Source organism: Photorhabdus aballayi (assembly GCF_026153155.1).
Taxonomy (GTDB): Bacteria; Pseudomonadota; Gammaproteobacteria; order Enterobacterales; family Enterobacteriaceae; genus Photorhabdus; species Photorhabdus luminescens.
On sequence record NZ_JAPFCD010000025.1, the window covers coordinates 24613 to 45851 of the forward strand.

General features: G+C 41.3%; 18 protein-coding genes and 2 pseudogenes. 10 read left to right on the forward strand and 10 right to left on the reverse strand.

What is annotated here, in order from left to right; all coding sequences use genetic code 11:
* Window positions 1-503 precede the first annotated feature (503 nt).
* From OO184_RS13545 to OO184_RS13570, 6 genes are all read left to right on the forward strand, one after another.
* Window positions 504-2045 (forward strand): PTS transporter subunit EIIC, encoded by a 1542-nt coding sequence (locus OO184_RS13545; protein WP_265379640.1) that lies wholly within the window; start codon window positions 504-506, stop codon window positions 2043-2045.
* A gap of 13 nt (window positions 2046-2058) precedes the next feature.
* The gene (locus tag OO184_RS13550) at window positions 2059-3417 is read left to right on the forward strand and encodes a 6-phospho-alpha-glucosidase (RefSeq protein ID WP_265379641.1); all 1359 of its coding nucleotides are present in this window, start codon (window positions 2059-2061) and stop codon (window positions 3415-3417) included.
* Window positions 3418-3819: 402 nt separating this feature from the next.
* Window positions 3820-4596 carry a MurR/RpiR family transcriptional regulator gene (locus OO184_RS13555; RefSeq protein WP_265379642.1) on the forward strand — a complete coding sequence of 259 codons (777 nt, stop codon included), beginning with the start codon at window positions 3820-3822 and terminating at the stop codon, window positions 4594-4596.
* 326 nt (window positions 4597-4922) lie between these two features.
* The gene (locus OO184_RS13560; protein WP_265379643.1) at window positions 4923-5396 is read left to right on the forward strand and encodes a hypothetical protein; all 474 of its coding nucleotides are present in this window, start codon (window positions 4923-4925) and stop codon (window positions 5394-5396) included.
* A gap of 19 nt (window positions 5397-5415) precedes the next feature.
* Entirely contained in the window at window positions 5416-6087 is a 672-nt protein-coding gene (locus OO184_RS13565; RefSeq protein WP_265379644.1) for a helix-turn-helix transcriptional regulator, read from the forward strand.
* A gap of 55 nt (window positions 6088-6142) precedes the next feature.
* Window positions 6143-6838 carry a helix-turn-helix transcriptional regulator gene (locus OO184_RS13570; protein WP_265379645.1) on the forward strand — a complete coding sequence of 232 codons (696 nt, stop codon included), beginning with the start codon at window positions 6143-6145 and terminating at the stop codon, window positions 6836-6838.
* Between the two features lie 319 nt (window positions 6839-7157).
* Here OO184_RS13570 and ulaA read toward each other — a convergent pair whose 3' ends face one another.
* The 3 genes from ulaA to OO184_RS13585 are packed head-to-tail and all read right to left on the reverse strand — an operon-like array spanning window position 7158 to window position 9185.
* The gene (gene ulaA / locus OO184_RS13575; protein ID WP_265379646.1) at window positions 7158-8411 is read right to left on the reverse strand and encodes a PTS ascorbate transporter subunit IIC; all 1254 of its coding nucleotides are present in this window, start codon (window positions 8409-8411) and stop codon (window positions 7158-7160) included.
* 13 nt (window positions 8412-8424) lie between these two features.
* On the reverse strand, window positions 8425-8712 hold the full coding sequence (locus OO184_RS13580) for a PTS sugar transporter subunit IIB (RefSeq protein ID WP_265379647.1): 288 nt from the start codon (window positions 8710-8712) through the stop codon (window positions 8425-8427).
* A gap of 29 nt (window positions 8713-8741) precedes the next feature.
* Complete coding sequence (locus OO184_RS13585; RefSeq protein WP_265379648.1) at window positions 8742-9185, reverse strand: PTS sugar transporter subunit IIA; 444 nt, start codon at window positions 9183-9185, stop codon at window positions 8742-8744.
* A 277-nt stretch (window positions 9186-9462) separates the two neighbouring features.
* On the opposite strand from OO184_RS13585, the gene OO184_RS13590 reads away from it, so the two are divergent.
* The 3 genes and pseudogenes from OO184_RS13590 to OO184_RS13600 form a co-directional block, all read left to right on the forward strand.
* Window positions 9463-10503 carry a LacI family DNA-binding transcriptional regulator gene (locus tag OO184_RS13590; RefSeq protein WP_265379649.1) on the forward strand — a complete coding sequence of 347 codons (1041 nt, stop codon included), beginning with the start codon at window positions 9463-9465 and terminating at the stop codon, window positions 10501-10503.
* Between the two features lie 84 nt (window positions 10504-10587).
* The gene (locus OO184_RS13595) at window positions 10588-12756 is read left to right on the forward strand and encodes a glycoside hydrolase (protein ID WP_265379650.1); all 2169 of its coding nucleotides are present in this window, start codon (window positions 10588-10590) and stop codon (window positions 12754-12756) included.
* Window positions 12757-12903: 147 nt separating this feature from the next.
* A pseudogene (locus OO184_RS13600) lies at window positions 12904-13104 on the forward strand (transposase); the annotation flags it as partial.
* Here the strand turns inward: OO184_RS13600 and OO184_RS25065 are convergent.
* From OO184_RS25065 to OO184_RS13625, 5 genes and pseudogenes are all read right to left on the reverse strand, one after another.
* Window positions 13040-13213: pseudogene (locus OO184_RS25065) on the reverse strand (Rrf2 family transcriptional regulator); the annotation flags it as partial. The pseudogenes OO184_RS13600 and OO184_RS25065 sit on opposite strands and share 65 nt — an antisense overlap.
* Window positions 13214-13418: 205 nt before the next feature.
* Window positions 13419-13820 carry a nuclear transport factor 2 family protein gene (locus OO184_RS13610; protein ID WP_265379651.1) on the reverse strand — a complete coding sequence of 134 codons (402 nt, stop codon included), beginning with the start codon at window positions 13818-13820 and terminating at the stop codon, window positions 13419-13421.
* A 181-nt stretch (window positions 13821-14001) separates the two neighbouring features.
* The gene (locus OO184_RS13615) at window positions 14002-15057 is read right to left on the reverse strand and encodes an alkene reductase (RefSeq protein WP_265379652.1); all 1056 of its coding nucleotides are present in this window, start codon (window positions 15055-15057) and stop codon (window positions 14002-14004) included.
* A gap of 210 nt (window positions 15058-15267) precedes the next feature.
* Complete coding sequence (locus tag OO184_RS13620; protein ID WP_265379653.1) at window positions 15268-15597, reverse strand: type II toxin-antitoxin system RelE/ParE family toxin; 330 nt, start codon at window positions 15595-15597, stop codon at window positions 15268-15270.
* Window positions 15566-15802 (reverse strand): TA system antitoxin ParD family protein, encoded by a 237-nt coding sequence (locus tag OO184_RS13625; RefSeq protein WP_011146234.1) that lies wholly within the window; start codon window positions 15800-15802, stop codon window positions 15566-15568. Before OO184_RS13625 ends, OO184_RS13620 begins: the two co-directional genes overlap by 32 nt.
* 285 nt (window positions 15803-16087) lie before the next feature.
* Here OO184_RS13625 and OO184_RS13630 point away from each other — a divergent pair, with 285 nt between their 5' ends.
* Window positions 16088-17809, forward strand: a complete 1722-nt coding sequence (locus OO184_RS13630; RefSeq protein ID WP_265379654.1) for a phospholipase D-like domain-containing protein — start codon at window positions 16088-16090, stop codon at window positions 17807-17809.
* A gap of 193 nt (window positions 17810-18002) precedes the next feature.
* On the opposite strand, the gene dsdA is transcribed toward OO184_RS13630, so the two are convergent.
* Together dsdA and dsdX are read right to left on the reverse strand one after the other, a co-directional pair.
* Window positions 18003-19334, reverse strand: coding sequence for a D-serine ammonia-lyase (gene dsdA / locus OO184_RS13635; RefSeq protein ID WP_265379655.1), 1332 nt, complete (start codon window positions 19332-19334; stop codon window positions 18003-18005).
* 418 nt (window positions 19335-19752) lie between these two features.
* Window positions 19753-21090 (reverse strand): D-serine transporter DsdX, encoded by a 1338-nt coding sequence (gene dsdX / locus OO184_RS13640; RefSeq protein ID WP_265379656.1) that lies wholly within the window; start codon window positions 21088-21090, stop codon window positions 19753-19755.
* Window positions 21091-21239: the final 149 nt, after the last annotated feature.

The window sequence follows — 21239 nt, forward strand, 5'->3', positions numbered from 1 at the left end:
TGTTGGCTGCACTCGCTCACCCCGGTCACATAGTTATCTATGCTCCCGGGGATTCGCTCCTTTGCCGTCGCGAAGCATCTTGAAATCCATAGGGTATAATCTCTCTATCTTTGCCAGAGAAAACCCGGCAGGCAACACATTTAACAGACTGGTAACACTAGTAGACGATCCTCTATGCAGAATGATCTGGTATATCAGCTAGATACAACATTCAATTTTTCAAATCATCACCAGATTTTAGCCATGTCACCACCGTAATTACTCTTTTACTACCGAAACCCCAAGCATTATGACTCATAATTGTCCTCTTCTGCCAATCCTTTGTAACAAAAATTGATTTGCGAATGTACTCACACGTTTAAAAGTTACATGTTACTTTTTCAGTCATTTGTTATTTAAAACAATTAGATAAGTGTCATTTTACCTTCCTGAGCTGTTATTCTTAATCTGTCTCTTTAGTTTTATGTAATCAAATAATATCTATAGCAAGGAACAGAAGTTTAATGAAAAGGATCATTAATGCATTGCAAAACCTTGGCAAATCTTTGTACGGCCCGGTGTTAATTCTCCCTATCGTTGGGCTATTTATTGCTTTTGGCAATGTATTGGGAAACGGCAACCTTGCAGAATATTTTCCATTTTTAAACCATTGGTTAATTCAGCAATCCGGGAAACTGATCTCCCAATCTGCTGTTTCAATATTGAGCAATCTGGCGTTGATATTTGCTGTCGGAATCCCTATTGGGTTGGCAAAACGCAATAAAGGTTATGCCGCACTGATCGGCCTGGTTACTTTCGTCATTTTTATCAACGCTATGCACGTCACTTTAGCATTACAGGGAAAATTGGCGCCAGAAACGCAAATGCGCAATGTTGGCCAAGGTACAGTGCTAGGTGTGCAAGTGTTAGAAATGGGTGCTTTTGCCGGGATACTGATCGGTGCGTTGGCTGGTTATTGCTATAACCGTTATTCGTCAAAACAGTTTAATGGTGTGATGGCAATTTATTCCGGGCACTGTTTTGTCGCCATTCTGATGATCCCTCTGGCCGTTATATCGGGCTACTTAATGAGTGATATTTGGCCCTATGCACAACGGGGCATCAGCGCCCTTGCTCACGGTATTCATGAATCCGGGCCATTTGGAGTCGCCATATATGGCTTTCTGGAGCGTATTCTGATCCCCTTAGGCTTACATCATCTGGTTTATACGCCCTTTTTATATACCGAATTAGGGGGCATTGCAGAGGTATGCGGTACTGTTCATCAAGGAGCGCGTAATATCTATTTTGCTGAAATGGCCTGCCCGACCGTACATCAACTCAGTAACAGTGTGGTATGGGATGCGCGAGGAATCAGCAAGATGTTTGGCCTGACTGCCGCTGCACTGGCAATGTATGTCACTGCCCGTCCAGAAAAGAAAAGCGCAGCAAAAGCTGTTCTCATCCCTGCCGCTACGACCACTTTTTTATTAGGCGTGACCGAACCACTTGAATTTTCTTTCCTGTTTGTTGCTCCGCTACTATTTGGCGTTCATGCCGTGTTAACTGGCTTAGGTTTTATGCTGTTCTATCTACTCGACGTACATGCTATCGGCGCTAATGGCATAATCGACTTCATACTGTACAACTTACCGCTCGGCACCGAAAAATCTAACTGGCCGATGTATATCGCCGTAGGGCTTATTATGTCGGTGATTTATTTCTTCGCATTCCGTTTCCTCATTTTACATTACGACCTGAAAACCCCCGGACGAGAAAGTGACGATCAGGAAACACGCATCTATAGCAAGAAACAGTATCAAGTTGCTGATGATGGCAAACCGGGACAACAAATCATCTGCGGGTTAGGTGGTACAGCGAATATTGTCACTATCGACAATTGCTATACCCGACTGCGTATAACGGTACATGACACCACGCTCATTGACGAAAATAAGCTTAAATCGACTGGCGCAAAAGGTGTCATCTGTCAGGGAAATAACGTTCAGGTAATTTACGGTCTGCACGTCAAAAAGATGCGTGAAGCCGTAGAAGAAGCACTTTAACAGGAGCATAAATATGGCTAACGCCCCCTTCATTTTAACTATCGCCGGCGGCGGTAGTACCTATACGCCAGGTATCGTAAAAAGCCTGATGGTACGGCTAAACGACTTCCCATTAGCGGAAATTCGTTTGTACGACATCGATACTCACCGGCAAGATACTATTGCGCCGGTAGTGGAAAAAGTGATACGTGAGCATAGCCAGACGATTCGCTTTGTCGTAACAAGCGAGGCAAAAACAGCCTTTAGCGGGGCCCACTTTGTCTTCGCCCAAATACGCGTTGGTCAGTACAAAATGCGAGAACAGGACGAAAAGATCCCCTTACGCCACGGTGTAATTGGTCAGGAAACCTGTGGTCTTGGCGGATTGGCTTACGGCTTACGTACTATCATGCCAATGGTGAAATTGATCGATTTGGTGGAACGCTATGCAGACAACGCTTGGATCGTAAATTACTCTAACCCTGCCTCTATCGTTGCCGAAGGAATACGCCGTTTACGTCCACAAGCCAGGGTACTCAATATCTGTGATATGCCTGTGGCCGCTATGCGCAATATGGCAGCAATTTTAGGTGTGGATCGCCATGATATCACCGTCGATTATTTTGGTCTGAACCATTTCGGCTGGTTTACTAAGGTATGGGTGAACGGAAAAGATCATTTGCCTGAATTGCGTCGTCATATCGCTCAGCATGGCCTGCTGACTGCGGATGCAGCACAGACAGATCCGCAACATGCTGATCCGTCATGGGTTAAAACCTGGCGTAATATCAAGCCGATCATGGACCATTTTCCTGATTATGTTCCTAATCCCTATTTGCAATACTATCTGATGCCAAACCACATTGTTGAGCGCCAAAATCCCGACTATACCCGCGCCAATGAAGTAATGGACGGTCGCGAAAACAAGTTGTTTAAAGCAGCGGCTGAGTTTAAACGCACAGGCATTTTACCCGACGCTTTCCATGTCGGGGTACACGGCGCTTTTATTGTTGATGTAGCATGTTCACTGGCTTTTGATTTGCGCCAGCGCCATCTGGTGATTACCGAGAACAGAGGCGCTATCGCTAACTTACCTTATGATGCAATGGTGGAGATACCTGCTTACATTACCGCTCAAGGCCCTGAACCGGTGCGAATAGGGAACGTACCACAGTTTCATCAGGCGCTGCTAGCGCAACAACTGGCTTCAGAACAGTTGTTAGTGGAAGCGGCATTAGAAGGTAGCTATGAGAAAGTGCTGCAAGCATTCACACTGAATCGTACCGTCCCTACTATGCAACAAGCCAAAGCGATTCTGGATGAAATGATCGAAGCTAACCAAGGTTATTGGCCTACACTTAACCAAGCTTGGCGCCACGGTGAAGCAATTTAACCCATATTTAACCTATAATCTGTCTTTCTTGCATGGGAAAGAAGATTTTTATGCGAGCCGGCTCACTGTCCGGCAATCACTGTCTTGAGGAGATTAAAAAAATTCACCACAATTCGATTACCAAGCATATAGCGGAGATGTTTGATAAACCTCTCTATTGCCTTCAACTGGTCGGCAAAATCAATATTTAAGTTATTGATGCTATACCCTATGGATTTCAAGATGCATCGCGACGGCAAGGGAGCGAATCCCCGGAAGCATAGCGAACGATGTGACCGGGGTGAACGAGTGCAGCCAACAAAGAGGCAACTTGAAAGATAACGGGTATATAAGAATCAGTAAGATCAAAAACACTTATATACGGATATGGCAGTTTATCTGCCTATTATCACTGGATAAATAATGGATAATCGGTTAGCACCTCTATTACAGCGCAGCGAAAGAATAACTCGCGCGGAATACCGCGTATTATCCTATTTAACCGCTCATCCATTGTTAATTGGGCAGATTACAGTACGTGAGCTGGCAAAAGCCACGTTCATTTCTCCCGCCACGATTATGCGTCTATGCCAGAAACTAGGATTTAGTGGCTATAGTGAATTTATTTGGTACTGCAAGCAACTACTGTCCGGTGGAATGTCCATTTCCGGAAATACGCCACCTCATCATGATGAGATAATTCCTGATGCATTTGAACACTTCGTAACTAATTACCGTAAAACTTTCACGTTGGTCACACCAGAAAGAATGTCGTGTTTTAGTACTCTGCTTCGTGAGAAAGAAAGCTTTTTTCTCTATGGAGCTGGTTTTTCCGGGCTATTTGTCAATTATTTGACGCAGAAATTACAAGTACTAGGGAAAACGGCTTTTAGATCCAGTCCAGGAGATAGCAGTAAGATCTTTCTAAATAATGCGATGAAATATGAAGTTTTTATTGCTATCTCTCGCAGCGGTCAGACAAAACAGGTATTGGATAAAGTACGCATTGCTCATAATATTGGTATGACAGTTATTGCATTTACCCGCTCATCTGCTAATCCATTGGCTTCACTGGCTGATGTGCACTTTGCACTGTATGACGAGGCAATTTATTTCGATGCGGAAATCAACGAAATCACTTCATTCGAATCTAATCTGATCATGCTAATCGATTTATTATTATTACAGGCAACGTCTTAACCCATTGAACACAAACCATACAATATGATCTCGACAGCCAAGAAAAACAAAAATATAGGAAGAGATGTTAACTATTAAATCAAGCCTACATAAAATAATTCAAATAATTTTAGTACTAAACAATATTAATGTTTACATTTCTTCGCATAGAAGTACTTTTACACAAAACAATAAACCATTTAATTAACAGATATAGGTAAAAATTGATAAATTTCATTTTTATACGAATTAATTATTGCAATCTGTTATATAATCAGGTTATTTTAAATAAAATCAGTAGAAAAACTCTTCAGATAATAATTCAAACTACTCATTAAGGAGTTGTCATGTTAAATATAAAAAACAAAAAAAATAATACCACTCCGCAATTAGTTTACCTGTGGGGAAAAAGTCATAATCTTTGGGGAGCTAAACATTGCCAGCCAAAATTTATCTATGCCAATCCGTTTTCTTGCCAACAACTCAACTTATCTGAAAATTCTGATATTACCGAACTTTCAGCAAGTGAATTACCGGCACCGATTACAGAATATGAGGATTCACAGCACTGTATTAGTACTCTCTTGCATGCAAATAAAGCAAAAAATCTTTCTCTAATCCGTCTGTTTTATGGAAAATTATTAACATCCATTATGTCGAAAACATCATCTGAATTTTTTACTAAAATTCAACATGCTATTATTTCCCTATTCTTACAAAAATACACCAACCAGAAACTGGGAAAATATTATTGTCTTAACGATTTTGATCTCGACACACCAGAAAGACTCTTACAACAAAAAAGCATGATGTTTTCCTAAATCAAAATAGTACATAAATATGACTAGAAAAGATTCGACTATTTCGTTACAAATAATCAACACCTTAAAGGTAAGCAATGAACCGTGGGGAATAAAGGATAAACTCTCCTGTTTCCTCTATGGTAATGATGCATTAATTAAACTCCAAAACATAAATGCCAACTATGATTATGAAGGTAAATATGATAGTGATATTCCTTGGCAAGGTAATAAATTCGCCAAAAATTTTATTACACATGATTTGCAGGTAATAAAAAACAGAGAAAGTATTTTATCATTAGAGACACATGTATTTGGCCGAAATAAAGTTTTATCCTCTTATTTTCAGGAAAAATTTCCACTCTATGATGATAAAAATGAATGCATTGGTATTATTTTCCATGCCTGGGCAATCCAGGATAATTCACTAACTCGGCTATTTCATAGTAAACTACCCGCTTCTATTATGTTTCAATCGCCAACTCATCTTCTTACTGAACAGGAGTGGGAAATTGTCTTTCTTTTGCTACAAAAATATAGTAGAGCACAAATCTGTCAATTACTCAAAATTTCAGATAAAACCATAGAGGAATATACAAGAAAGATTTATAATAAATTGAAAGTTAACTCAGATTCACAATTGGAGGAATATTGCCGACTAAATAGTTTTGATCTCTATGCGCCAAAAAGGTTCTTATTGTCTTACTTATAAATATCGTCTATTTATTCAAATTTTTTATAAGGTAATAATGTTATAAAGGTCAAATATGAGTCAATCAGGATGTAAAAAAGTCCCTTTTATTACTCCTCAATTAACTAATATGTGGGATAAAAGCTCAGAACCGTGGTTTGTAAAAGATAAAGCGTTCCGCTTTATTTATGCAAATAAAATGTTCATTAAGGCTAATAAGCTACCTGAAGGTTTTGATGTTATTGGGTATACCGATAAAGAATTACCTTCACCAGTTAATCAATTTGCTCACCTTTTTGAGGAACATGATCATAAGGTATTGCAGGGTATGCAACGAATATCATCTCTTAGCACTTTCCCTCAAGCCAAAAACGAACAAGCTACATCCTATTTCTGTGATAAATATCCATTAATGGATGAAAATAAGCAGTGTATTGGCATAATTTCTCACGCCAGAGAAATACATAACTTTACCGTATCTCATTATATGGAGAACAATATTCCTATATCAATCCGATTTCAACAACCTAACAAGATATTAAAAGAGAAAGAATGGATAGTCATTTTTTTATTCTGCCGTGGCGTTAGCAATAGGTATATCGCTGACGAAATGAAAATTTCATATCGCACCGTGGAAAAATATTTCGAAAGTATCTATGAGAAACTATCAGTTAACTCAGCAATTGAACTAAGAATACTTTGCAAAGAGAATAATTATGACCTTTATATTCCCCCCAAATATCTTCAATCCATAGGCCATATTTTGCTATAAATAATCGATTTCATTACTACATATTTCTCTCTGACCTGTTTAATTAACCTGAATTTTGCTTAGATTCCCCCTAACTGATATATGGATAACAATTTAACAAATTAAAATAAAGGGCTAAAAACGTGACTAAATAATCATTTTTTTGAAAATTTACTTTCTTATTTCTGTTGAAGACTTTATATAAAAAACGATGAAACCAAGAGATTCTCATGAGCATTGATCGATGCCTTATCATGGTCAAATGGTTTACATCAACATTTTGGCAAGAGACAGGGTGTTTATAACCCTGTTTCAATGCCAAGATCCAGATACTCCACAATCAACGAACGATAATACCTAACAGAATGCCCAATGCGCCAAAGTCAGCATCGCTGAATGTCGTGTTGGCAATACCTATATCCCCCAAAACGGGTAACAGGAACACGGGTAAGAAGGTGATCAGAAAGCCCTGAGCAAAAGCCCCGAGAATAGCGCCTCTACGCCCTCCTGTCGCATTACCAAAAACCCCAGCCGCCGCACCAACAAAGAAGTGTGGCACAACGCCGGGAATAATGACCGTCATACCTAGTGCATACAGTATAAACATACCAATAACACCAGCCACAAAACTGCTCAAGAACCCGACTAATACTGCATTAGGCGCGTAAGGGAAGACAACCGGGCAATCTAATGCTGGTTTAGCATTTGGTACCAATTTGTCAGAAATCCCTTTAAACGCCGGAACGATTTCTGAAATTACCATCCTCACACCTTGCAGAATAATGTATACACCCGCGGCAAAGGTAATAGATTGCATTAGCGAGAACATAAATCCATTTTTCCCACCACTAACTTCTCTCACAAAATCACCACCAGCGAATAAGCAACTGATCATGAAAATAATCGCCATCGTAAAAGAGATAGCAACCGGTGTATCACGCAGAAACAACAAACTTTTCGGAACATTCATTTCTTCCGTTGAATACGCTTTATTTCCCAGTTTGCTGCCAATAAAACCAGATAGAACATAGGAAAGAGTGGAAAAATGCCCAATCGCAACGTCGTCAGAACCTGTTATTTTCTTCATATATGGATGGGCGATCGCCGGGAAAAAAACCATAGCAACACCGACGACCACAGAACCAATAGCCACTAGCATCGTGCCTTTGATCCCTGCTGTTGCCAAAATCACTGCAACCATCATGGACATAAATAATGTGTGGTGCCCAGTCAGAAAAATAAATTTCCACGGGGTAAAACGTGCAATCAAAATATTAATCACCATAGCAAAGAGCATGATCATTGCCATTTCTTTACCAAAACTCTTTTGCGCAATGGAAACAATTGCTTCGTTATTTGGTACTACTCCTTGAATACCAAAAGCGTGTTGGAAAATTTCAGCAAAACTCCCTAATGAAGAGACGACTAATCCAGCCCCTGCCCCCAGGATCAAAAATCCCATAATGGTTTTTATCGTGCCTTTGATACATTCAGTCACCGGTTTCTTTTGCACGATCAAACCAATAAGCGCGATAAGACCAACCAAAATCGCAGGTTCTGATAGGACACTCATCAAAAAATGGAAAAATTCCATGATGTCCTCCCGGTTACAGTGCGCCAAGTTCTACTAATGCCACGGACAGACGTACTTTCATTGCCGATTTATCCACCATATTGTCCAGCGCAACAATTTTGCCCTCGACTGCCTGAACAACGAGTTGTTCCGCAATATCTTTAGTACCGACAAAAATGTCGCTTTGAGTTGCCTTTGCTGACCCCAGATCGACGTGATCAACACTAGCATCGATTCCCATCTCTCTCAGAATATTTTTAATGCTCATTTCCATCATCAAGCTGGTACCTAACCCATGTCCGCAAACGACGGTGATTTTCATACTATTTCTCCATAGCAAAAAATAACGACTTAATACTTGTTGATCACGGTAAGAATCTCTTCTTTACTTTTGGCACTCATCAGCAATGCGACATCTTGCTGATTATCAAACAGCTCAGCAAGCTGAGCGATCACTTCAACATGACTATTGCTGTCAGTTGCTGCTAAGACAATCAACAATTTAACTGGATCATTTTCATCAGAACCAAATTCAACCCCTTCGCTAATCACAGTTAATGCTAAAGATAATCTATTGACCCCTTCCTCCGGTCTGGCATGTGGCATAGCAATTCCCGGGCCGACAACATAATAGGGACCAATTACCTCATGGGAACGATAAATAGCATCAATATAACAGGAAGAAATGGCGCCATTTTCCACCAAAGGTTGACAAGCAACCGCGATTGCTCCGCGCCAATTTTTAACATCCGGTATCACTTGGATCACATCTTGGGTAAGTAACGTCTTTAGCATCGATCCCCCTAATTAAAATCTCACTCCGCTCTACCTGTCTTCTGTCCTCTGTCTTCTGTCTTCTGTCTCCCGCCCTCTGCCAGTGATATTAATCACAAATGATAGCGCTATCTATGATCGTAACTCATTATTGTGATAGCGCTATCATTTGTTATCCGATCAATTCACCAAAAAGCGAAAGTACATTCATGGTTTTTTCCCACGAATTGCCTGAGATCGGGTAGAATCCCAACGTCAAATTCATAGCCGTTAATTAAAAAAACAGAAAAATATTTTGATGAGAAAGACACGAAAACGCCGTAATACAGGGCGAGTAACATTACAAGATGTTGCTAAGTATGCCGGTGTCGGTTCAATGACAGTTTCACGCGCATTGAGAACACCAGAAATGGTATCGGATAAATTACGAGAAAAAATTGAACAAGCCATACAGGAATTGGGATATATCCCAAATGGCGCTGCCGGCGTACTTGCTTCCGGTCAAAGTAATATTATCGCGGTGCTTGTGCCCTCACTGACAGATAAAGCCAGCGCTACATTTATACAGTCACTGCAACAGGTGCTGAATAAACATGCCTTTCAAGTTTTACTTGGCTGTCATGAATATGACCATGATAAAGAAGACAAAATTATCATGACGCTACTGCAAAGCAATGCAGCGGCACTGGTGATTTTCAGTTCGCAATTGGCAGATAAAACCTACAGCAATATTTCTCATATCAATATTCCCATTATTAATGTTGCAGGTTCCCATCAACAGCAGACGACAATTAATATAGCAACCGATTTTTCTGCGGCCGCCTATACATTGACTGAACATATGTTAAATAATGGCCGCAAGCATATCGGTTATATTGGCGCCCAAATGGACAGCCGTTTACGCAATCAGCAAATTAATGGCTGGCATAAAGCCATGTTGCATCACTATCAGCATGCCGACCAAAATATCACTACCTCGGATACTGCCAGCATGCAATTTGGTCGCCAGGCAATTACTGAGATGTTATTACGTCAACCTGAACTGGAAGGTGTTATTTGCAGTCATGAAGTGATTGCCTTAGGCGTCATATTTGAATGCCAGCGGCGCCTACTTAAAATACCCGCTGATTTGGCTGTTGCTTGCCTGGAAGGTTCAGATAACTGTGACCACACACAGCCAACACTGACATCAATTCGCATTGATTATCCCCAAATAGGCAGGGACACCGGAAAGTTGCTGATAAAACTGCTCAATCAACAAGGTGAAGATGAAGCAAAATATCAAAACAACCAATATCACCTATTTCCGTATAAGTTCGAGCCTAGACAAAGTGCGTAATAAATCTGACACAGGTTGCAGGCACATTTACCTTCCGCGCAGTATAATTTTGCTCCTTTTCCATTACTTGGTATCTGTTATTTTATGAGACTTATTCCTGTATGTTTTCTTATCATCACACCGCTAGCTCATGCACTTACCTTAAGTAATACCCACTGGCAGATTGAGATTGATCCGCAAACGCTTTCCACCCGTGCCATTTTACCTTCTGGCCAAGCACTCCCCTTATCGCTGGCGCAATCCTCTAAACATGTTGTTCAACTCGAACAAGATGATTCCAACATCAACGCGCAATGGCAATGGAATGGAGATACACACGTCAATGCCAGACTGCACGGTGACACGCTGATAATGTCGTTTAAACGGACTACAACTGGTCAGTTACAATGGCCTGTACTGCCTTCTGGCGCCAAAACACTGTTATTGCCTCTTCATGAAGGCTATGCCATTCCGGCACAGGATAAAGACTGGCGGCAGGTACTACCGAACGAATATAGCGGGATCAACACAACTGAGGATCTCAGCTTGCCAGTAGCGGGTTTTGATTATGGTAGCCATGTGATTTCCATGCTATTTGCCAACCCCTTTAATAATGCATTAACGTTTACCCCTGACGCCAACGGCATTGGCATGACAACAACGCATCAGTTTACGCGCCTTGATCCGACCCAACCCTATGAGGTACAGATTGCACTTAATGATGCCGATTGGCTTTCACCAGCTAAGCAGTACCGAAAATGGCTACAAGCCCGTGGTGAATTTGTGTCACTTAAATCCAAGCTGGCGGAGGCTAAAGACGGCAATCGTCTAATTGGCGCCAGCCACGTGTATTTGTGGGGGGAGCGACTTATCGTACCTCAGGATGTAAAAGAGTGGCGATTGCTACAGAAGCTCGTTCCTGCCAATTGGCTCAAAGGAGAAGCAGCAAAAGCCGCACTCGACGCCAACCTTACTCGAAGTACATATTTACAGCGAGTACTCATTGATAGCATCAACGATACGTTGATTCAGATGGCGCCGGGTGAAGATGTTACTCAGTTTGAAAAACGCCGGGAGATCGTGAGCAATACACTGGGGAAAGCCCTTAATCCTCCAGAAACCTGGGGAGACAGTAACTCGCCCAAAATGATCGATCTGCTACAAAAAGCGGGGCTCGGAAAGCTTTGGCTAGGTTTACCACAATGGACAGCAGGCTTTGCAAGCCCGGCTGGCATAAACGCAGCCAAGAAAGCGGGTTATCTTATTGGGCCCTATGATTCTTACGATACTGCTTTACCTGATGGCAATATTAATCCGAGCTGGCTATCAGCCCAACTTGGGCAGGCCGCTTTTTTACGCTGCGGCATCATGCTGGAAAATGGCAAACGTAAAGCCGGCTTTCAGGGCGAAGGGGTATATACCAATCCAACATGCGTGCGTCCACTGATGGAACAACGGATACCTCATATCCAAGCCATTAATCATTACAATAGCTGGTTTTTGGATGTGGACGGCACAGGAATGGTTTTTGACGATTATGATCCGTCCAAACCGACTTCCCAAGCACAGGATGCGAAAAATCGAATTGAAGGTATGGCTTGGATCGCTCAATCTCAAGGTGTTGTCGTTGGTTCGGAAGTGGGTGGTGCTGTGAGTAATGCCAGTGTGACTTTTGCTCACGGTATGCAGACCACAGGTTTTGGCTGGCATGATGCTGATATGCGTAAAAACCAAAATTCGCCTTATTTCCTCGGAAAGTGGTACCCGGATTATCAACCTGCTTTCTTCTTTAAAACCAGCTCGATCAAACCACGCTATCAGAAACTATATTTCAATCCCCGTACACGTTTGCCACTGTTTCAGGCGGCGTTTCATGACAGTATTGTGACTACACATCACTGGACAGTAGACAGTCTGAAATTTAAAGAAACACGTGTGGTAACCGAACTGATGCAGCAGCTTTACAACGTGCCTCCTTTGCTCAATTTAAGTCTGGATACAGCGGGCAAACGCATTAGTTATCTGAGATCACTCGACGCCTTTTTCCGTCCACTCCATCAAAAACTGTATGATCAAGCACTGACAGAGTTTCGCTGGTTAAATGCGGATGGGAGTGTGCAACAGACCTTGTTCGCCGATGGAACCCGCATCATTGCCAATTTTAGTCAACAGCCAGTGAGTCTTGAAAATAGAGAGATTGCTGCTTTTAGTACTTTGGCAATCTTACCGGATGGTAAAACAGTGCGCTTTCAATCTGCACAGATGTTGAAATAAAAGGCAATCACCTATAATTGCTTCAACAAACATCCGTACTGAACAACATTGACTGATGTTATATGAGGGCTGGCAACACTAGCCCTCCGCTATTTGCAGTTGTTGTAGATTTGCGAAAATGGAATACAGATTTGCGCGATTTTAAAGGCAGTAAGTGTGATGGTTAACAACCTGAAGTCAGTCTCCTCGCGCTTACTGCGTCAGCAAAACACCCACCTGAGAATGCAAAGCAAAACGGGGCTTCTGTGGTCAAGATCATACTTTGTCTGTAGTGCCGGAAGCGCTGCGAATACGTCAGACCCGCTTCCGCAAGGGCACCTAAAAGCCGGCGAACAACAGTCGGGTTAATATTCACACTTTTTGCGATATCTTCAGAACACACGGCTTGCCCGTGGTGAAACGCAATATCGGTGAGAATATGAATAACAACAGCAAAACGGGTAGTAGATGTTGGCACTGGAAGATCCTGTATACCTTAAGGATGTTATGGAAGAATAGCAAAATATGAACAAAAAGGCCGCGTAATATGTCACTAATTTCGTCACATAACAAGAAATGAAATTCAGAATGTTAACTTGTCTGATTAACATTCCTACTCCTCCCGTTTTGCTACCACATGCTATTGTTTGGCTCAGTTAATATTAAAAGCATGATAACCGAGGTTACCGAATGGAATAATCTGCATGAGCACGCTCAATTTGAAGCGTATCGGCAGTTTGTTGTAGTTTAACTAATTGTCCATCCCGCACTGTCCATATATGAACGAAACGAGCAATGAATCGTTTGCCACGCTTCACCCGTCCTAAATAATTACCCAGCACAATAACATGATCATCTGACTCAAAATATTCAGAACTGTCTACCACAAACTCATCTACATCATTTGAAAATGGCACAAAGAAATTATTTAATATATCTTCAATCCCTTCATAAACCCCACCATATCGAGATCCTTGAGTAACATCCCAAATAATATCACTCGCCATGATCTGGCGAAGAACATCAATATCACCCATAGAGTCATAAAAACGGCGAACAATAGAGACACTTAATGAATCTGACATTATTATTCTCCTTCAAATTATCCTGCAATGAAATATGACCGGCTCTTATAAAATGAGCCGGCCGGATATCTTGGGACGTTCAACCACAAAACGCCATTAGAGCTTTAAATTAACATCCCCGGAAAACAATTCGAACATCTTTCATGTTAGGCTATCCATTGCGGGTAAGGTATCCCCTTACCTAGGTAAGCGCTGGATAATCAGTATAGCCTATTGCACCAGGAACCATAAAAGTTTCCGGTTGTTGTTCATTAAATGGCGCTTCAACCAACAATCGGTAAGGTAAGTCTGGATTAGAGATGAACAACTGACCAAAAGCCACGGCATCAGCTCTGCCGTCAGTAAGAACTTGCTCAGCGCTTGCTTTAGTTAGCTCCTCGTTAGCAATGTAAGTTGACCCAAAGGCTTGTTTTATCACCTTGCTTAAGTCACCATCAACGACGGAATCACGCGAGAAGATAAAAGCAATACCACGTTTACCTAGCTCACGTGCTACATATCCAAACGTCGCCACAGGATTGGAATCCGCCATAGAGTAATGACCGCCACGTGGGGACAAATGCATGCCAACACGTGATGATCCCCAAACTGAAATACAAGCGTCTGTCACTTCCAGCAGCAACCGCGCCCGATTTTCAACTGAACCTCCGTACTGATCTGTACGCAAATTAGCATTATCTTGCAAGAATTGATCAAGCAAATATCCATTGGCGCCATGAATTTCTACTCCATCAAACCCCGCCGCTTTCGCATTTTCCGCTCCGCGTCTGAATGCTTCGACAATGCCGGGAATTTCATCAAGCTCAAGCGTCCGCGGAACCACAAAAGGACGTTTTGGGCGTAATAAGCTGACATGTCCATCAGCCGCAATTGCACTTGGCGCTACCGGCCGTTCTCCATCAAGAAAAATAGGGTCCGATATCCGCCCCACATGCCAAAGCTGTATAAAAATACGCCCACCGGCAGCATGCACAGCATCCGTGACCAATCGCCAACCAGCAACTTGTTCATCCGACCAAATACCCGGCGTATTCTCGTAGCCAACTCCCTGTGGGATTACTGAAGTCGCTTCACTGATAATCAAACCAGCAGAAGCACGCTGAGCATAATATTCCGCCATCAGCGCATTAGGGACACGCCCCTCTCCTACTGCACGATTACGTGTCAAAGGAGCCATAATGATGCGATTTGGCAAGTCGAGATCACCAATGCGAATTGGGTCAAAAAGTGTAGGCATATTTTTTCTCTCATATGGATTAATAAATGCACTTCATTGCAAATCATCAATAAGTACATCACCAGATAACAGCAAGCTTAATGCTATGACACAAGAATTATTTTGTTTGAAAGTGGCATAGGTCACTTGTAGCCTTTGACTTAAGTGAATAAATGAGTGGTATTAAAAAAGGCTACGTAACACGCAGCCTTGAAACGCTCTTTAGAACCCCTATCCAATGAGTTTTAAGTCCGCTTTTCTATGTCGCTTTTGTTCCTGATAAAAATTTTCATGAGAGCCAAAGTTCAGCAGGTATAACTCTATTTTCCCTTCAACCCAACAATAACCAAGCAATGTTAACTGGTTATTTAACTGAAATTTATGAACTCGAAGGAAACTTAAATCACCTTTCTTCTGCTCACCGATTTCAGGGTTATCAATTATTCTATCAATCTCATCTTCTACTATCATAAGAAGATCCTCAGATAACTTAGATAATGCCTTAGAGAAACGTCTTGTTTCATAAACATCAATCTTTGGATCTTTTTGTCCTTCTGACATAACGCGACACCTTACCGCTATTGACTTCGCTTTTTGCCAGTAAAGAATCAAGGATAAAAGAGTACGGCAAATCAGGGTTATCCTCCGCAATGCGGCCAATCTTAGCCCAATGCTCAATTTGCTTAGGTACACTTCTGCTTGAAGCTTCTGCATGAATTTTTACATCATTCACGAAATCATCGTCCAAACGTATACTGATAGCCATAGTTTAGTTTGCCCCTCTGGGATTTTGTACTACATGCGATATAAAACGCATCTGTATAGAATGCAACATTTTGTCGCATGTTGCAATTTAAAAAACCAAACAACACTCAGCCTTGAAACATCCTTTAATGGATAGATGCAATAACCTACGTTTGAAAATGCGTAAGCCCAATTTTATCTTTTTTAACCACCCATACTCAAAAATTGGTTATGATTATAAATAGCTTGCCTGATGCTAGAGGCGGTTGGTTGATATGTAAAAAAATTTTTGCCGGAGGATAACTATATGAATTTATTGGATGGTTTACACAAAAAACTGGACGGTTACTTTCATAAAACAAGTGGAGTCAACTATGTAAAAATATTTGATACTCCAAAAATATGGGGGTTTCCTTTTGGAAAGGAGATAATGCCCCAGGCTATTAAAAGAGAAGCGGAATTTGAAGATGCTATTGTAAGCATTCTGGAAAACATGCGTTATCGCTGTGATATTTCCTCCTTAAATGCTCCGGATGCAGAGTGGAGAAAAGTTATCCTATCAGCTATTGATCGCGCATTTACCAAAAAAATAAACAGGAAGGACAGAACCCAGATAAGGTTCTTATTCGCTCAAACACCGACATCTTTATTAAACGGTGTGGATTCATACTTTGAAGGTACTCCTGAATATCTGGCATTGAAGGATGATATTATTAAATTAATTCAAGCAAGGAGAGATTATTGGGAGTGTATACCTGAAATATGGATCGGTCGGTTTTACAGGATAGTAGACGGACTTAAAGTATCATTAGAGAAGAAAGTGCTGCCAGAGGAAATGTTTCCAGAAGCTGATACCAGAATGACATGGAATCATACAAAAATTATCGCAGTTGATGGAATTGAGTCATTTGTCGGCGGCCATAATTTAAATATGGATCTGTTTAAAAATTATCCTCCAGTTCATGATGTCTCTGTTAAAGTTATAGGATCGGCATCATTAAGCTCACAATTATTTTTAAATAAAATGTGGAAGGCTAATACAGATCTCTTAACTAAAGAATTCTTTGATATAAATGAAAATAAATGGGTTAATGCAAATGGTATTGTAGGAAAGCCAGAAGATCCATTAAAAAGAAGGCACATTACTGAATATATAAACAGAAAAAAAGAAGAATACCGAAAAAATCCATCTAAAGACCCAGAATATAAGAAAGCAAGCAGGATATTATCCGTAGGTAAATATTGGGCAGGGCCTGATATGCGAACAGATTACAGAAAAGGCTCTGAAGTAATGAAAGAGTTTATAATAAAGAATGCAAAGAGAAAAATTCGCATGTCCCAACAAGATCTTGTCAGTGCATGGAAAAAACAGTGGCGAGATCATCATGTGTGCCGATGGTTGATCGAAGCATTACTTGCCAACCCCAAACTGGAAGTTCAAATTGTTGTATCGCCACTTGATGCAGCAGCAGGTGCTGCTGGTGATCAATATTCTTTTGGTTCTGGCGCCAGAAGAACGTTTGAATTATTTCAATACTATTTGACACATGATGAGCACACCAATGAGAAGCTGAAAGATCCGCATGGAATCAGGCAAGCCGCACTGAAAAGAATAGAAGTTGCCCCTTTTTTCTTTACAGACAAAGTCCCTGAAGCTCTTTCGATTGAAGGTACTACATACAAATGGCCTGCCGCGGAGGAAAGTTCTTATACTTCTACGCTAAAAGAACCGTCTCTTTTTGAAAGACCTCCACAGGAAGGTGCTATAGGACGCCCATTCCGATCCTTAATTAAAGCAAGTGGTCCGGTATATCCTAAAGTTCCCCCTGCTCCGGGGAATCATGCAAAAGTAACAATAATTGATGATGAACTATACGTGGTTGGTTCTGATAATCTCTACCCGGGCTATCTTTCGGAGTTCAACTATCTCATTGAGGGAGAAGATGCGGTAAAAGCTTTCATTAAATCCTACTGGGAACCGTTGTGGAAATACTCAGGGCCACATTCATTTAATTACAAAAATACTTAATGTCAGTAACAAATGTACTGATATATTCCCGCCAACGGCTGGCGGGAATATTACTTGAAAAACATTAAAGAAATGACTTTTCAGAGTAGGAAACCAAATCAACGCGTTTTTCAGTAATAGCCTGGAAGCCAGCAGGACATTGAACCTAAGAAACCAGATGCTGGCAATCGGATTATCCCTGTGAAAGACACCATTAGATTTTGGCTGTCGCCAAATATTTTGTCATTTCATCATCGGGTACCATACCACCGCCAGTTGCCCAAACCAAATGCGTAGCTTGTTTCATCTTTTCCACTGAAAGATTCTTATTACGCAGGTAATCACGGTTTCCACTCACACGAGCAGGACCCGCCATCCCTGCTAATGCCGAAGGCTCTAACCGGATACCCTCATCGCGATTCAATAACCCCAACAGATTATACATTTCCTGATCTTGAATAGTATAAAACCCATCCAGCAAACGTTCCATCGCACGCCCAACAAAGCCAGAAGCCCTGCCTACCGCAAGACCATCAGCAGCGGTGATATTGTCGATACCGATGTCCTGTACACAAATATTGTCATGCAAACCAGTATATACCCCCAACAACATACTGGGAGAATGGGTAGGTTCAGCAAAAATGCAGTGCACATGATCACCAAAAGCCAATTTCAGTCCAAATGCAACACCACCGGGACCACCACCAACGCCACACGGCAAATAAACGAATAATGGGTGATCTTCATCAACTACAATATTCATCTGCTCAAACTGCGCCTTTACCCGTCCTCCTGCGACAGAATATCCCAGAAACAACGTTTGGGAGTTTTCGTCGTCGATAAAGAAACAGTTAGGATCAGATTCAGCTTCTTTACGCCCTCTGGCTACGGCTACCCCATAATCCAGTTCGTGTTCCACGACATTGACCCCATGCGAACGTAGCTTTTGCTTCTTCCATTCACGAGCGTCGGCAGACATATGCACGCTGACATTAAAACCCAGTTTCGCACTGACAATACCAATGGACAGCCCCAAATTGCCGGTAGAACCTACAGCAATGCTGTATTGATTAAAGAATCGTTTAAATTCTTCCGAAAACAATTTGCTGTAATCATCGTTTTCAGAAAGCAACCCCGCCTGTAATGCCAACTTTTCCGCGTGAGTTAATACTTCATAAATTCCACCACGGGCTTTAATTGAACCTGAAATTGGCAAATGGCTATCTTTTTTAAGCAGAATCCGCCCTGTAATACTCACACCGTAATATTGCTCCAGTGTTTTCCGCATCGTAGGAATAGCCACTATTTCTGATTCAATAATGCCACGTGTGACGGTAGTTTCCGGGAAAGCTTTACGCAAATAAGGCGCAAAACGATCCAGGCGTGCTTCAGCATCCCTAATATCATCAGCGTCCAAACCGACAAAAGGCAATCCCTCTTTAAAGGTGGTGTTACAAGGGTTAAACCAAAAGATTTCCTCTAATTCCATTAAATTTTTTACTAACGGATGTTCATTTAGTAATTGTTGAATTTCAGTACTTTTCATATATGTGTTAACCCAAGATAAGTGTTTCCCTGGTATATACCCGTTATCTTTCAAGTTGCCTCTTTGTTAGCTGCGCTCGCTCACCCCGGTCACATAATTCGCTATGCTCCCGGGGATTCACTCCCTTGCCGTCTCGATGCACCTTGAAATCCATAGGGTATTAAAACAACTCTTGCTTTTTTAATTATTAGAATTTTTATTATATTCAATATGTTATGTTTACTACAACTTCCTACAATTATATCAGCACATCATATTTTGTTTATTTTTTATCTTCCCCTTATTTTCATTACTACGTTAATGTTTATTTTGTTTATTATTTTAGCTATAAAAGCTGCCTGTTTTACAGGCTTCCCTGGTATTGACACTTCGCACGTCTTATTCTTATTTTTCAAGCTGAGCTGCGACTTCTTTCTATTTACACCATAGTAGAAAGAAGAAACGTCCCAACCAACGCAACCACAGACGCAATAAACGTTGCGGTTGTGTAGTACTTAAAAGTTTCACTGAGCGTTGCTCCGCAATATTGCTTAACCAACCAAAACAGTGAATCAGTCACAATAGTACAACCGATAGCACCAGAACCAATTGCTAATGTAATGATTTCAGGGCTAATATCTGGATATAACGGCAACATAGGCGAAACAATCGCTGTTGCGCCCATCATTGCAACTGTTGCTGAACCAACCGCCGCATGCAAAATAATGGCAACCAACCAAGATAAAAGAATTGGGTGCATATCCAAATTTGACAAAATAACGGCCAACGTATCACTAAGGCCGCTTACTTTTAACACACTATTAAATGCTCCGCCCGCGCCGATAATCAATAAGATATTGGCGATGGAGGAGAAACAATCTTCTGTTTTCATCAACAGCATACTCATTCCCATATTTTGCTTGATACCCAAGGTGTAATAGGCAACAAACGAGGCAATGAACATGGCTGTAATAGGATTACCAATAAATTCCAGCACTGTATAAAACGTGGTGCCTTTTTCTATATTTAATTCAACAACCGTTTTAATCAACATTAACCCAATTGGCAATAACACCGTAAACAATGTCATGCCTAAAGAGGGTAAATCCCCTTCTTTACGCACTGCAATTTCAGAAAATTCAGCCGGAACCGATTTAAAAGGCAGACGGCTACCGAGAAATTTCTGAAATAATGGACCACTCACCAAAGCTGCAAATAGACCAACTATCAGCCCATAAACAATCACCGAACCAATATCCGCACCCAGTTTATTCGTCACAAATAATGCGGCCGGGTGTGGAGGAACAATACAATGAACCGCCATCAATGCTGTACATAATGGGATCGCTAATTTCAGCAGTGACGTATTGGTTTTCCTGGCAATAGAAAACGCCAGTGGAATTAACAATACCACCCCGACTTCAACAAACAACGTAATACCACAAACCAGACCAATGAGTACCATAATGGTGTCGGGTGACAGCCATCGGCATTTTTGCAATGTGATACCAATACGCTCTGCCGCGCCAGATATCTCCATCATCTTACCAAGAATGGTTCCCAGACCAATCACTACGGCCAAAAAACCTAACGTATTCCCGACTCCCCCTTGAATAGCGCTCACCATTTCAACAGGGTTCATTCCCATTAAAGTACCGACATAAAAACTGGCTAACAATAACGCGAGAAAAGGGTGAATTTTTAATTTAATTATTGTAAATACGATTAACACAATACTTGTGAGTAACGTACCAATCACCCAAGGTTGTGAATCCACTTAATCATTCCCCACAGTTAGCCTCTGTTCGTCATGCGAATTTTCATTATTGAATATGAATATTCAATTTTTGACAAATGATTAATACATAGCCATGCATGAATCAGATTGAGCCAATTCAGTGATACCGATCAAAATTTTCACTTTAT

Bases quoted from the DNA above. Each gene is read 5' to 3' on its own strand.
- OO184_RS13615 (WP_265379652.1), bottom strand. From the start codon at position 15,057: ATGCCTACACTTTTTGACCCAATTCGCATTGGTGATCTCGACTTGCCA.
- OO184_RS13570 (WP_265379645.1), top strand. From the start codon at position 6,143: ATGAGTCAATCAGGATGTAAAAAAGTCCCTTTTATTACTCCTCAATTA.
- OO184_RS13565 (WP_265379644.1), top strand. From the start codon at position 5,416: ATGACTAGAAAAGATTCGACTATTTCGTTACAAATAATCAACACCTTA.
- OO184_RS13595 (WP_265379650.1), top strand. From the start codon at position 10,588: ATGAGACTTATTCCTGTATGTTTTCTTATCATCACACCGCTAGCTCAT.
- OO184_RS13580 (WP_265379647.1), bottom strand. From the start codon at position 8,712: ATGAAAATCACCGTCGTTTGCGGACATGGGTTAGGTACCAGCTTGATG.
- ulaA (WP_265379646.1), bottom strand. From the start codon at position 8,411: ATGGAATTTTTCCATTTTTTGATGAGTGTCCTATCAGAACCTGCGATT.
- OO184_RS13610 (WP_265379651.1), bottom strand. From the start codon at position 13,820: ATGTCAGATTCATTAAGTGTCTCTATTGTTCGCCGTTTTTATGACTCT.
- OO184_RS13630 (WP_265379654.1), top strand. From the start codon at position 16,088: ATGAATTTATTGGATGGTTTACACAAAAAACTGGACGGTTACTTTCAT.
- OO184_RS13590 (WP_265379649.1), top strand. From the start codon at position 9,463: ATGAGAAAGACACGAAAACGCCGTAATACAGGGCGAGTAACATTACAA.
- dsdA (WP_265379655.1), bottom strand. From the start codon at position 19,334: ATGAAAAGTACTGAAATTCAACAATTACTAAATGAACATCCGTTAGTA.
- OO184_RS13555 (WP_265379642.1), top strand. From the start codon at position 3,820: ATGGATAATCGGTTAGCACCTCTATTACAGCGCAGCGAAAGAATAACT.
- OO184_RS13585 (WP_265379648.1), bottom strand. From the start codon at position 9,185: ATGCTAAAGACGTTACTTACCCAAGATGTGATCCAAGTGATACCGGAT.
- OO184_RS13620 (WP_265379653.1), bottom strand. From the start codon at position 15,597: ATGTCAGAAGGACAAAAAGATCCAAAGATTGATGTTTATGAAACAAGA.
- OO184_RS13625 (WP_011146234.1), bottom strand. From the start codon at position 15,802: ATGGCTATCAGTATACGTTTGGACGATGATTTCGTGAATGATGTAAAA.
- OO184_RS13560 (WP_265379643.1), top strand. From the start codon at position 4,923: ATGTTAAATATAAAAAACAAAAAAAATAATACCACTCCGCAATTAGTT.
- OO184_RS13550 (WP_265379641.1), top strand. From the start codon at position 2,059: ATGGCTAACGCCCCCTTCATTTTAACTATCGCCGGCGGCGGTAGTACC.
- OO184_RS13545 (WP_265379640.1), top strand. From the start codon at position 504: ATGAAAAGGATCATTAATGCATTGCAAAACCTTGGCAAATCTTTGTAC.